The sequence below is a fragment of the Clostridium sp. KNHs205 genome (genome assembly GCF_000702945.1).
GTDB lineage: Bacteria > Bacillota > Clostridia > Lachnospirales > Lachnospiraceae > Anaerocolumna.
On record NZ_JNLE01000003.1, the window covers coordinates 2094368 to 2106942 of the forward strand.

15 protein-coding genes are annotated in these 12575 nt (G+C 48.1%); 9 read left to right on the forward strand and 6 right to left on the reverse strand.

Going from position 1 to position 12575, the window contains the following annotated elements:
• Window positions 1-2: 2 nt before the first annotated feature.
• The 5 genes from arsA to BR73_RS0108965 are packed head-to-tail and all read right to left on the reverse strand — an operon-like array spanning window position 3 to window position 4019.
• Window positions 3-1736, reverse strand: coding sequence for an arsenical pump-driving ATPase (gene arsA, locus BR73_RS0108945; protein ID WP_033165251.1), 1734 nt, complete (start codon window positions 1734-1736; stop codon window positions 3-5).
• A 20-nt stretch (window positions 1737-1756) separates the two neighbouring features.
• On the reverse strand, window positions 1757-2131 hold the full coding sequence (gene arsD / locus BR73_RS0108950) for an arsenite efflux transporter metallochaperone ArsD (RefSeq protein ID WP_033165252.1): 375 nt from the start codon (window positions 2129-2131) through the stop codon (window positions 1757-1759).
• Window positions 2132-2154: 23 nt separating this feature from the next.
• The gene (locus BR73_RS0108955) at window positions 2155-2646 is read right to left on the reverse strand and encodes a GNAT family N-acetyltransferase (protein ID WP_033165253.1); all 492 of its coding nucleotides are present in this window, start codon (window positions 2644-2646) and stop codon (window positions 2155-2157) included.
• Window positions 2630-3691, reverse strand: a complete 1062-nt coding sequence (gene arsB, locus BR73_RS0108960) for an ACR3 family arsenite efflux transporter (RefSeq protein ID WP_033167247.1) — start codon at window positions 3689-3691, stop codon at window positions 2630-2632. The genes BR73_RS0108955 and arsB overlap by 17 nt, the downstream gene beginning before the upstream one ends.
• Window positions 3684-4019 carry a metalloregulator ArsR/SmtB family transcription factor gene (locus BR73_RS0108965; protein ID WP_024345932.1) on the reverse strand — a complete coding sequence of 112 codons (336 nt, stop codon included), beginning with the start codon at window positions 4017-4019 and terminating at the stop codon, window positions 3684-3686. The genes arsB and BR73_RS0108965 overlap by 8 nt, the downstream gene beginning before the upstream one ends.
• A gap of 194 nt (window positions 4020-4213) precedes the next feature.
• Between BR73_RS0108965 and BR73_RS0108970 the strand changes: the two genes are divergently transcribed.
• The 3 genes from BR73_RS0108970 to BR73_RS0108980 are packed head-to-tail and all read left to right on the forward strand — an operon-like array spanning window position 4214 to window position 7653.
• Entirely contained in the window at window positions 4214-6043 is a 1830-nt protein-coding gene (locus tag BR73_RS0108970; RefSeq protein ID WP_033165254.1) for a DUF87 domain-containing protein, read from the forward strand.
• A 37-nt stretch (window positions 6044-6080) separates the two neighbouring features.
• Window positions 6081-7133, forward strand: coding sequence for an amidoligase family protein (locus BR73_RS0108975; protein WP_033165255.1), 1053 nt, complete (start codon window positions 6081-6083; stop codon window positions 7131-7133).
• A gap of 16 nt (window positions 7134-7149) precedes the next feature.
• Window positions 7150-7653 (forward strand): gamma-glutamylcyclotransferase family protein, encoded by a 504-nt coding sequence (locus tag BR73_RS0108980; protein ID WP_033165256.1) that lies wholly within the window; start codon window positions 7150-7152, stop codon window positions 7651-7653.
• 33 nt (window positions 7654-7686) lie between these two features.
• On the opposite strand, the gene BR73_RS0108985 is transcribed toward BR73_RS0108980, so the two are convergent.
• A complete protein-coding gene (locus BR73_RS0108985; RefSeq protein ID WP_033165257.1) occupies window positions 7687-8013 on the reverse strand; it encodes a helix-turn-helix transcriptional regulator in 327 nt (108 codons plus the stop codon).
• Window positions 8014-8134: 121 nt separating this feature from the next.
• On the opposite strand from BR73_RS0108985, the gene BR73_RS0108990 reads away from it, so the two are divergent.
• From BR73_RS0108990 to BR73_RS0109015, 6 genes are all read left to right on the forward strand, one after another.
• A complete protein-coding gene (locus BR73_RS0108990) occupies window positions 8135-8383 on the forward strand; it encodes a hypothetical protein (RefSeq protein ID WP_033165258.1) in 249 nt (82 codons plus the stop codon).
• A gap of 105 nt (window positions 8384-8488) precedes the next feature.
• A complete protein-coding gene (locus BR73_RS0108995) occupies window positions 8489-9955 on the forward strand; it encodes a peptidoglycan DD-metalloendopeptidase family protein (protein WP_347463462.1) in 1467 nt (488 codons plus the stop codon).
• 23 nt (window positions 9956-9978) lie between these two features.
• The gene (locus BR73_RS29090) at window positions 9979-10884 is read left to right on the forward strand and encodes a DUF6329 domain-containing protein (protein WP_033165260.1); all 906 of its coding nucleotides are present in this window, start codon (window positions 9979-9981) and stop codon (window positions 10882-10884) included.
• Window positions 10885-10902: 18 nt separating this feature from the next.
• Entirely contained in the window at window positions 10903-11253 is a 351-nt protein-coding gene (locus BR73_RS0109005; RefSeq protein WP_033165261.1) for a DUF6103 family protein, read from the forward strand.
• 30 nt (window positions 11254-11283) lie between these two features.
• Window positions 11284-12165 carry a ParM/StbA family protein gene (locus BR73_RS0109010; protein WP_033165262.1) on the forward strand — a complete coding sequence of 294 codons (882 nt, stop codon included), beginning with the start codon at window positions 11284-11286 and terminating at the stop codon, window positions 12163-12165.
• A 4-nt stretch (window positions 12166-12169) separates the two neighbouring features.
• Window positions 12170-12454 carry a hypothetical protein gene (locus BR73_RS0109015; RefSeq protein ID WP_029695029.1) on the forward strand — a complete coding sequence of 95 codons (285 nt, stop codon included), beginning with the start codon at window positions 12170-12172 and terminating at the stop codon, window positions 12452-12454.
• Window positions 12455-12575: the final 121 nt, after the last annotated feature.

The following is a 12575-nucleotide window of genomic DNA, read 5'->3' on the forward strand; positions in this document are numbered from 1 at the left end:
TTTTATAGCTCTCTTAGCTTATCGCCCTTTATATCATCTGCGTGCCAAGCGATTAAAGCAAAATTTCCACTTGTATGTTCCGCTATCTTGTTTATCCACGGAATTTCATTGCTGGCTTTTGCAGCTAACAGGGCGTTTGTTGTTTTTGTATGATAAAGAGAAGAATTCACAAGCCACCACTTTGTAGCAATATTGGCACGTTTCAAGTCTTCTTCCAGACGTAATGCTTCGTAAACTGGGGTAGCTTCAGGCAAGGCTACAATAACGACTGCTGTTTCAGCACTTCGCAGACGTGGCAGCAGCTTTCTTACGGAATCGGGGATATTGCCTTGTGTCCTCTGAACCTCTTTATGATAGCTCAATGTAGAATCCAATAGCAGAAGTGTATGCCCTGTAGGTGCGGTATCAATGACAACAATTTCATTTTCGGCACGCTCTACAACTTCCGCAAAAGCTCTGAATACGGCAATTTCTTGTGTACAAGGAGAACGCAGATCTTCTTCGATATAGGCAATATCTTCTTCCGACATGGTTTCCCGTGCCTTTGTTAAAACTTCCTCCTGATAGCGTGCCAGTTCCTTATGCTCGTCAATATGGCTCATGATAATGCCGCTGTTTTCATCGAGAACATATTTTAAGTGTGCTGCTGGGTCAGTAGTAGTTAAATGCACCTTTTTACCCTTTTCAGAAAGCCCTAAAGCAATAGCGGCAGCAAGTGTAGTTTTTCCAACACCGCCTTTTCCCATCGTAAAAATGACTTTTTTGCCACTATGGTATAGGTCATCAATGACATCCTTTAGCTGGGGAACATGCTCTGCTTTCATGGTTTCGTCACTGGTGACATAGCCATCCTTTGTTAGCAGTGACCTGACATTCTCCATACCTGTAATGTTGTATGCCCTCAAAGGAACCATGTAGGTTGTAATGGCCTGTAATGGTTTTGGCATATTTGCAAGGGCGCTTTGCTGTTTATTGTAAAGATTTTTAGAAATGGTGTCATCATAATCAGCCAACACCCCATTGATTACCATAGACTGATTGCATACACCAAGCTCCGCTAATTCGTAAGAAGCCCGCTCTATTTCTTTGAGGGGGGCCGTTTCGGGGCGGGTTACAAGAATTAAGGTTGTTTGTGCGCCGTCTGTCAGTGTTTCAACCGCAGCTTTATACATTTCCTTTTTACTTTCAAGCCCGGATAACTGTCCCAAACAAGAGGCACCATGTGTGCTTTCGCTGATGAAATTGCTCCACGCAGAGGGAAGCTGCAACATTCTAAGGGTATGCCCGGTCGGCGCGGTATCGAAAAGAATGTGGTCGTATTTTTCTTCCATCTCTTTATTGGTAATGAAGTTGGAAAACTCATTGAAAGCGGCAATCTCTACTGTGCAGGAACCAGAAAGCTGTTCTTCCATATTAGCGAGGACTGATTCCGGAAGTTTACCACGATAAGGCGAAAGCACGCTTTCCCTGTATTCTGTCGCTGCCTGTATAGGGTTAAGGTTTGCTACATCCAGATTGGGTACTTCTGCAATGGGCGTGGCTTTCCCTGAAAGCGGGGTGTCAAACACATCCTGCAAGTTGGAAGCCGGGTCTGTGCTGACAAGAAGAATTCTTCTGCCGCTGTCCGCAAGATTTACCGCCGTTGCACACGCTACAGATGTTTTCCCGACACCACCTTTACCTGTGTAAAACAAGTATTTCGTTAAGGTGATTTTGTTTGGGTCAAAGATTTGCATTGAGGAACCTCCTTTCCCTTTTAGCAGCAGTTCCCGTCAGAACAGCAGCAACCGCCTTGTTTTACGGATTTTGCTTCGGTCAAATAGCTTGCGGGAACCTCCAGCAAAGAAACAAGTTCCTCATTGGTTGGATAGCGGCCAGTCATCACGATTTTTTCATCGATCATAACAGCGGGCAACTCCGCAACACCTTTTTCATTGATAAAGGTGTTGATCGTTTTGTTATTGACAAAAGCCATCGGTGCACCGCTTAGATTAAAGCGGTCAACTACCACTCCGTTCTTTTTCAGTGCATTTAAAACAGTAGAAATGCGGAGCAGCTCGGGGTCAACACTCACACCGCAAAGGCCGGTGTCACAGCACATGGCAGGTTCAAATATTTGCATTTTTTTCATGATAAATCTCTCCTTCTATATGATTATATTAAATTGCTTCTTCGTTCCATAAGAACGGTATTACGCCACTGTCCAAAACGGTCTTGCCCAATTCGTTCACGGAATCCCACTTGACGAAATCCGCATTTTTCATGCAAACGAATGCTTGCTTTGTTGTCAGCCATAATTCCCGACTGCAGTGTCCAGATTCCATATTTTTCAGATTGCTTTGACAGAAAGTTCAGTAGTTGGTTCCCTGCACCTTTTCCTCTATGAGTATCATGGATGTAAATACTGACTTCCGCCACGCCACGATAAACACAGCGGCTTGACACAGGAGTTAACGCTGCCCAACCGGCAATGACATCACCATCGGTTATTACAAAGCGGCATTGCTTGATATGCGACTGGTCAAATTCTTCATAAGTGGGACATTCCGTTTGAAATGTTGCAAGGTTGGTATCCATACCTTGCTGGTAGATTTCGCTGACTGATTTCCAGTCACCTTTTTGCATTTCTCTAATTTTGTAATTCATTTTGAGGAAACCAGCCTTTCGTTTTATTGACAAATTTTACAAGCAAGAGCATAACCGGCACTTCTGTCAGAACGCCAACGGTACAGACAAGCACCACCGGGGAAGTTGGCCCGAAAAGTGCAATCGCTACAGCCACCGACAGTTCAAAAAAGTCCGACGCACCAATGAGTGCGGCAGGAGCCGCAACATTATGGGGCTGCTTTGTTATCTTGCACATCCAATAGGCAAAGGCGGCAGTGAGGACATTTTGCAGGATCAGCGGAATAGCAATCAAAAGGACATGTAAGGGGTTTTCCAGTATGGCATCTCCTTGGAATGAGAAGATGATAACCAGTGTCAGGAGAAGTCCAACAGTTGTAACATTATCAAATTTAGGGATAAACCTTTGCGTGAAATATTCCTCGCCTTTGTTTTTTACCATGAAATATCGGGTAAGAAAACCGCCCACAAGAGGAACGACAACAAATAGAACAATGGAAAGAATCAATGTATCCCACGGCACAAAAATATTCGTTACACCCAGCAGAAAGGATACAATCGGGACAAATGCCACGAGGATAATCAGGTCATTGACTGCCACCTGCACTAAGGTATGAGCAGGGTCGCCTTTGGTCAGATTACTCCAAACAAATACCATTGCGGTACAGGGGGCTGCACCCAGCAAGACGGCTCCGGCGACATAGCTTTGTGCAAGCTCGGTCGGTATGAACGTATTAAAAACAACGTAGAAAAAGAAGGAGGCAAGACCAAACATGAGAAATGGTTTAATCAGCCAGCTTGTTCCGCTGGATATAAGAAGCCCCTGCGGATTATTGCGTACATTTTTGATGGACTGAAAATCCACTTTCATCATCATGGGGTAAATCATCACCCAGATGAGTATAGCAATCGGAATGGATATTTGTGCGTACTCAAAGCGGCTTAAGAATTCAGGAATACCAGGAAGGAAGTTGCCGATTAAAATTCCCGCTGCCATACAGATCAGCACCCAAATTGTAAGGTATTTTTCAAAGAAGCCAATACCAGTGTTTTTCTCCTTACTCATTGTCATCACATCCTTTGCAGCAGCCCGTATCTTCTTTGCAGATGCAGTTTTCCTTATCAGAGGTGATGGAGCAGAAAAATTGTTTTGTCTTGCCGATGGTTTCCTCGTCCAAAGAGTAATACGTCCATTTGCCCTCGTTTCGGCCTTTGACAAGACCACATTCACATAGAAGTTTCATGTGGTGGGATAGCGTAGATTGGGACATTTCAAATTTCTCTAAAATCATGCAGGCGCAAAGCTCTCCGCAAGAGAGCATATCAACAATCATAGCCCTTTTGGGGTCGCCCAGCGCCTTAAACACTTTTGTATTTTCCAAATAGTTTTCCATATTGGCACCTCACATTTATATTCTTCGATATGACTATTATATGCACCAAATCGAAAAGTGTCAATATGAAATTGATTTTATAATTAGTAAAACCTTGATTTCCATTTCCTAATCATTATTTTTTAAGCCGTCACAAACTGTGGCGGCTTTTTCAATACTCAAAATCAAAATCAAAATCAGAAAGGAAGAAGCCCATGGCAAGAAAAGTGAAACCCAAAGCTCAGCCACAAGAGGAGGTGTGGATACAAGAATTTCTGGATATGATCGCCCCTTCGGTAATCAAGTTTAATGCCGACCATTTCATCTGCGGCAATACCTATCGCTGTGTGTGGGCGCTCCGGGAATATCCTACTGCGACCGATGAACAGGCTATCCTCCGGCACCTTGGGGAGAAAGATGGCGTTACCCTGCACCTTTATACTCGACATGTCACCCCAGTGGAGGAAAAGAAAATCATCACAAACGCTGCCAACAAAAACCGGATGCAGAGAACCAGTACGCAGGATCTCCAGCAGACCGTGACAGCAGAGTCAAATCTACAGGATGTGGCTACCATAGTGGCCCAGATGCATCGGAGCCGGGAGCCTCTGCTCCATGCCGCTGTATACATTGAGCTGACATCCCATGATTATGACCAGCTGAAGCTCCTGCAGACGGAAGTCCTGACAGAGTTGGTACGCTCCAAACTTAACGTGGATCGGCTGATGCTGCGCCAGCAGCAAGGTTTTATCTGCGTAATGCCCTCCGGCTGGAATGTGTTTGGGGATCAGTTTGAACGGGTGCTGCCTGCCAGCTCGGTCGCAAATCTGTATCCCTTTAATTACTCCGGAAAAACCGACCCCAACGGTTTCTACCTCGGCAGGGATAAGTTCGGCAGCAATATTCTGGCGGACTTCAACCGCCGCGCCGATGACAAGACCAACGCCAACATCCTCATTCTTGGAAATAGCGGTCAGGGTAAGAGCTACCTGTTAAAGCTGATCCTGTGCAACCTGCGAGAATCCGGTATGCATATTATCGGGTTAGATCCGGAAATGGAGTATGAGGATCTGACCATCAACCTCGGGGGCTGTTTTATCGACCTTATGTCCGGCGAGTTCATCATCAATGTACTGGAGCCAAAAAGCTGGGATGAAACTGGTGATCCCAAAGATATGGATGCACCCCAGGCATTCCGCCAGACCAGCAAGCTCAGCCAGCATATCAGCTTTCTAAAGGATTTTTTCCGCACCTACAAGGACTTTACGGACCGGGAGATCGACACCATTGAGATCATGCTGGGAAAGCTCTATGAAAAATGGGGCATCACGGACCACAGCAATTTTGATCGCTTGAATCATTCAGATTACCCGATTTTATCTGATCTGTATGACCTCATTGAAAAGGAATACAAGGGCTTCGATGAAAGCCACCGCCAGCTCTATACAGCGGATTCTCTTCGGGAAATCTGCCTTGGACTTCACTCCATGTGTAAAGGAGCGGAGTCCAAGTTTTTTAACGGCCATACCAATATCACCAGCAATGATTTTATTACCTTCGGTGTCAAGGGTGTGCTAAATGCAAGCAAGAATTTGCGTAACGCCTTGTTGTTTAACGTGCTTTCCTACATGAGCAACGAACTTTTAACCACCGGAAATACTGCGGCCAGCATCGACGAGCTGTACCTGTTCCTGACGAATCTCACCGCCATTGAATACATTCGTAACTTCATGAAGCGCGTCCGTAAAAAAGAAAGTGCTGTTATCCTGGCTTCACAGAATCTGGAGGATTTCAACGTGGAGCATATCCGTGAGCTGACCAAGCCCTTATTCTCCATTCCAACCCACCAGTTCCTGTTCAATGCAGGCTCCATAGATGCAAAGTTTTACATGGATACGCTCCAGCTGGAGAAATCCGAATATGAGCTGATCCGCTATCCCCAGCAGGGCGTGTGTCTTTATAAATGCGGCAATGAGCGGTACAACCTGATGGTTCATGCACCAGAGCATAAGGCAAAGCTGTTCGGAAAAGCCGGAGGTCGCTGATGACCACCCGAAACATAGGGCGAAGGGAGGATAGTCTATGGACATGAGAGAGCAGCGCTTCGGCATTGAGATAGAGATGACCGGCGTGACCCGCGAACAGGCGGCAAAGGTTGCTGCGGAATACTTCGGAACCGACAGCCACTATGATGGAACCTTTTATAATACCTACTCTGCTTTGGATTCGCAGGGACGTAAGTGGAAGTTTATGAGCGATGCCAGCATCACGTCGCAGCGTAAGTCCGGGCGTCAAACCATATCAGCTTCGGATGAATACAAAACCGAGATGGTCAGCCCGATCTGCCGCTGGGAGGATATCGAAACCGTGCAGGAGCTAATTCGAAAGCTGCGTGATGCCGGTGCCATTGCAAACTCCAGCTGTGGCATCCATGTGCATGTGGATGCCTCCCCCTTTGATGCCAATACCCTGCGAAACATCACCAACATCATGGCTGCCAAGGAGGATATGATCTACAAGGCACTGCAGGTAACCGTAGCCAGACAGCACCGCTGGTGCAAGCCGGTGGACAACCGTTTTCTGGAAGAACTCAACCGCCGTAGACCCAAATCGCTGGAGCAGGTCAGCCGTATCTGGTACGACGGAGAGGATGGCCGCCACGAGCATTATCACGATAGTCGTTATCATTGTCTTAACCTTCATAGTGTGTTCCAGAAAGGTACGGTTGAGTTCCGTTTATTCAACAGCACCACCCATGCCGGTAAGATCAAGTCATACATTCAGCTGTGTATGGCAATTTCCGCACAGGCCCTGAATCAGAAGTGTGCCAGCCGTACAAAGACCCAAAGCACCAATGAAAAATACACCTTTCGCACCTGGCTTCTGCGCCTTGGACTCATCGGGGATGAATTTAAGACTGCAAGGCTTCACCTGCTGGAGCATTTGGATGGCTGTATTGCGTGGAAGGACCCTGCGCAGGCTCAGCAGCAAAAGGAACGATTAAGGCAGAAAAAAGAAAAGGCTCTGGCTGAAGAAGCACAGACACCCTCCACGCAATTGGAGCAAATAGATGAAAATGAGCAGGAACAGGCCGGGGCTGATGAGCAAAGCCCCGGCCTTTCTATGTCAATGTAAAAGGAGGTATTCAAATATGAAAAATGAAACTCTGTATATTGCCTATGGCAGTAATCTGAATCTGCCGCAGATGTCTTTTCGGTGCCCCACTGCCAAGGTGGTGGGAGTAAGCGAAATCAAGGACTATGAACTATTATTCCGCGGCAGTCGCAGCAGTGCTGTTGCAACTGTGGAACCGCTTGTGGGTTCCAGCGTTCCGGTGCTTCTGTGGAAGGTTCGGCCCAAGGATGAGCTTGCACTTGACCGCTATGAGGGTTACCCGAATTTTTACCGCAAGGAGCTGTTTCCTGTGGAGCTGGGCGGACGATCTGTTAATGCCATGGTGTATGTGATGAATGATGGTCATTCGCTGGGTGCGCCGTCAGATTACTATCTCAATACGATTTTGGAAGGCTACAAATCTACAGGCTTTGATTCGGATTTTCTGGAGCAGGCGGTGGAGAAGTCCATCCGCATGGCACAGGAGGAGCAGGAAGCAGAGCTGGAACAGGGCAATCTATTTGGACAGAGATGGTGGTAAAAAAACAAGCCGTACCTTGCGGTACGACCTGTTCTACTTATCTTCTTTCTGCATCGCTTCCATAGTCGCGTACAGAATGCGCAGTTGGCTTTCATTGCATTGTCGCATGCGCCTCTCGGTTTTACGAAAGGCTTCATCCTCGCGTTCAGGGAAAAACAGTGCATCCAGCGAAAGGTTCAATGCCTGAACCAGACGATACAGCAAATCAATGGAAGGTTTACGGTGTTCACTCTCAATATGCTTTAAGTGTGTGGGCGTAATACCGACCAGCTCTGCCAATGCTTCGTGGGTGTAGTGCTTATCCAGCCGCGCCGCCCGGAGCGCAGAGCCCAAGACACCCTTTTGTAATTTGTTATCCATCTCTATCAGCTCCTTTTATTATTAGCTTATAGTTTCCTGTTCTGCTTGAAAATAAGCTATAAGGTAATTATAATATCTCTTATAGCTAACTAAAAGAAATAAGAACGGAGGAAATAAGTGAATGACATCAAAGGAAAAAGCAAAGCTGATCAAGCAAGCAGGGCGGCTATACCTGCTGGGACACACGGTGGAAAAGCACAGAAGCGAGCTGCGCAGACTGGTAGAGCAAAAGGTACCCTATGATTCTCCGCAGATGGCAGATGCTCTTGCAAAATTTGAAGAGGCGGACAGTGAATGGAAGCGTCTGGAGCAGGAGCATTTAGACTTTCGCAGCCGGCTTGGTATCAAACAAGATCAATTAATTGAATGAGGAAAACACATATGCCCTCCGGGAATTCTCCGGAGGGCATATGTGTTTGAAAGGAGGTTATCCATGGCAGATCCTGCAACCATCACACTTGCAGTCAAAGCAGCAATTACGGCCGCATCTGATAAACGAACATGGAAGGCGGTGGGTGTTCTCATCGCTACCATATTAACGCCCTTTATTCTGATCATCGTCATGATTACAAGTCTTTTGTCAGGAACCGCAAACCACAACAATGCCGCTGTTGCACTTTCCTTTCACGGCGGCGTTATATCCGGTCAGGTGCCGGAGGACTATCGGCAGTACATTGAGGACATGCGACAAAGCTTCTCGGAACTGGACACGGCAATTTCAGAAATAACTCCCATGATAGAGGACGGAAGCCTTGACTCCACGCAGGTCAAGGCTATTTTTTATGCTCTGTATTTTGGCGCAGATTCCCTGCGTGGGATGGATTACCAGGCATTTGCGGACTGCTTCGTCCGTTATGAGGAACGAACCCGCACCTGGACAGACGAGGATGAAGTGGAGCATGAGGAAACCTATACCGTAGCGGTTCCCCTTACCTCCCTGCCGGAAATTTATGCAAGGCTGGAAGAAACGCTTGGTTTGTATATTTCCTACGAGAAGCAGGCCAATGCATCAGAAATCTATTACCGGGCATTGTATGGAACCGGCGCACCCGGTGAAGGCGACGGATTTGACCAGTGGTCAGACTGGCTGCCGGAGCAGCTCTCCGGCCTGACCTACGACTTACCTGTGGGTGAGACTGGAGCTGGAGCTGTTCAGCTTGCACTGTCCCGTCTGGGAGATCCCTATTCACAGGAGCGTCGTGGGCAAGGCGATTATACGGACTGCAGCTATCTGGTGCAGTGGGTATACCGCCAGTTGGGAGTCAAGCTCCCCGGTACCGCCGCTGAGCAAGGTAAATACTGTGTGAACAATGGACTTACCATTTCAAAGTCCGATCTTGCCCCCGGTGATCTGGTGTTCTGGAGCCACAAGGTAAATGGTCGTTATCTCAATATCACTCATGTCGGCATCTACACAGGTGATGGCAAGGTAGTAGATGCATCCTCCTCTCGAGGACAGGTGGTATACCGGAATTTGTTTGATGCAGATAAGCAGGTACTATATGCAAGACCCTATGTTGAAAACAAAGTTCAGGTGTCTTCCTCTGGTATGCACTCCCTGTTGGGAAACGGCTGGCGCTCCATGGCCACTTCGGAGTTTGGCGGAAGAACAGATCCCATCACCGGAGCATGGTCGGGACATTCCGGACTTGACCTGGGGGTGTCCAAAGGGACTCCAATCCGTGCAGCTGCCGCTGGAACCGTGCAGACAGTCAGCTATGGAAGCACCGGATACGGATATTATCTGACCATTGACCATGGCGGAGGAGTGGTTACTCTGTACGGACATTGTTCGGACTTGCTCGTTACGCAGGGACAGACGGTAAAGGCCGGGGAAATTGTGGCGAAGGTGGGCTCTACCGGACGAAGCACCGGGAACCATCTGCATTTTGAGGTGCGGATAAACGGAACGGCCCAAAACCCAAGAAATTATCTGCCATAGGCAAAAAAAGAAAGGAGTAAGCTATGTTGAAGCTACAGGTAATATTTGAACGAAAGGTATCGGAGTTCCCTTTAAGGGAATGTGTGATTGAAAAGGCAGTGGAGCTTCCGGAAGCAGAATACAGCCGATTCCGCTCCAGGATGCTTCGGGACGCTCCCTTTATTTCAGAGAGCACCGATTCCATGTACATGGAGAAAAAAGGAACATACCATTGTCTTTTGGTGTTGGGAGAAAACCAGTCTGATGGTGTTCTTGTTGAAGCAGAGGGATATGACTATGCCAGGTATTCCAGTTATCTTCCGGGGGCAAGAGATTATCTGACCACCCAATTAAACGAGCTTGCGAACCAGATTATTCGGGAAAGTACTCAAAGCACCTCCAATGGCTCATGGGCCATTTATTTTGATGAGATACAAGAGCAGTACGGTGTGAATCTAAAGGACAGCGAATACATCAGCACGATGCTGTGTGACCTTCTCTCGGTTCGGCAGGAAATGGCTGAAATTGAACTATTGGAGGACGGTCTCGACATGACCTTCTATCTGGATTACTGTTCAAATCTGGAGAATGACATTTTGTGTGAAGGGGATGCCGGAGATCAAACATTGCGCTTAAAGGAGCTGATCCGTGTACCTTTTGAAAACCTCCATCTTGTGCATCACGAGGTGGATATGGACCCTTCCACCATTGTGTATCTTGACTCTGCCACCTTGACAGAGGAGGGAAAACGGGCATGGGAAGATGTGCTGAATGCACAGGTGCTCAGAGTGTTTCACGGAATTTATGGCATGCAGGCGGAGTGTGCGGAAGTATCCTCTCAGCGCCTGACTGAATTTACCCGGATGCTTGCCGGGGATTGTCCCTGTGAGGATTATGACCGCTGGGTCAGAGAGCCGGAGGATACTCCCGGCATGGAACTGAAATTGTAAAAAAGGAGGAATTAACCCATGAGTACAACCGAATTGAAGCTGTTCTTTCCGACAGAAAAGCTGGAAGCCCTCCGCTTTTTCATGGATAAAAAGGAGCTTACCATTGAACAGGAGCTGCAGGATTATCTGGATAAAACCTATGAAAAGGTAGTTCCGGCGCAGGTGCGGGAATATGTAGAGAGCCGCATGGAGCAGACGCCCGTGTCACAGGAAACACCGGGGGCTCCCCCAGTTAGAGAACGTCCGGTACGCCAAAGCCGTCGCCAGAGAGAGCAGGCTGCCGCTGAGCCTCAAATGGACGCTCCCCCTCAAGAAGAACCATCGGAGGATTCGCCGCAGGAAACCCAGAGCATGAACATGAGTATGTAACAACAGAAAAAGAACAAGGAGGTGTTAGTCATGATTAAGCTTGGCATAGACAACGGAAATTACAATACAAAATCCTCGGAGGGGATGCTTTATGCCTCCGGCTTTGCGGTCAGCGACCGGGAATTCATTACACCGGAAATGCAGCTGTTCTATGAGGGCGGCTTTTACGCGATTGGAGAACGTCGCCTGCGCTTTCAACAGGATAAAACCAGAGAGCAGGATACGTTTATTCTTACCCTGCCGGCCATTGCGGAAGCCCTGAAGCGCGTGGATGTGAGCAGTACCGACATTATGCTGGGTGTGGGGCTTCCCATTGATAGCTACGGCACACAAAAGGAGGCGTTCCGCCGGTATTTTCTGCGGGAAAATGTCTCCTTTGTGTTTGAGGGCAGACCTTACCAGTGCCGTATTGCAGACTGTAAGGTGTTCGCTCAGGGACATGCGGCATTGTGCCGCTATTATCCCCAGCTGAAGGAATACCGCAGCATCACCCTCATTGACATCGGCGGTTATACGGTGGATGTTCTTACCGTCCACAATTTCAGACTGGATAGATCCAGCTGTGCCAGCCTTCGGCTGGGAACCATCACCTTATACAGCCGCATTCAGGATGCCCTTCAACGAAGCGGCATTCTGCTTTCAGACACCTTAATAACCGATGCCATCCAGGGCAATATTCAGCATACCGCCAGCAGGCAGATCGGAGAAACTGTGGAGCAAGAGGTATCGGCCTACTGCAAAGAGCTGTTTAATGCACTACGAGAACGGGGGCTTGATCTGCGGCTCCCCACTGTGTTCGCGGGCGGTGGTGCTGAACTTCTGGAATACCGGCTGCGCGGGGATGCGCTTAATACTGTAGCGGTGCTGAACCGGTTTGCAAATGCAGACGGGTACAAGCTCCTGCTGGGTTAGGAATATGCGCAAGCGTTACTATCTGTCCTTTGATATGGACGATCCCAGACACCGGGAGGCGGAGCGGCTGTTCACGCAGCAGGCCAGCCGCCAGCGCACAGAATTTGTGGTGTCCAGTATTCTCGCCTTAGAGCAAAATGTTCAGCTGGAACAGGTGGTGCGGCAGGCTGTTCGGGAAGAACTCAATCAGCTCCGGGTAACAGTCCCTTCTTCGACAAATGTGCCGGAGGCCGCTGTGCATCTGGAAGAGCTCCCTGACAGCCTTATCCACGCATTGGAGGAATTGTAGCGGCTCCACTTCCCTGCCTAATACCTGTTAAGGTAAAAATAACTTGCACCAATTTGGCGCAGTTTTTCGGTATGGGTGTAAACGGTATGCACCAACTTGGCTCACTTAGTTATTCACGAAT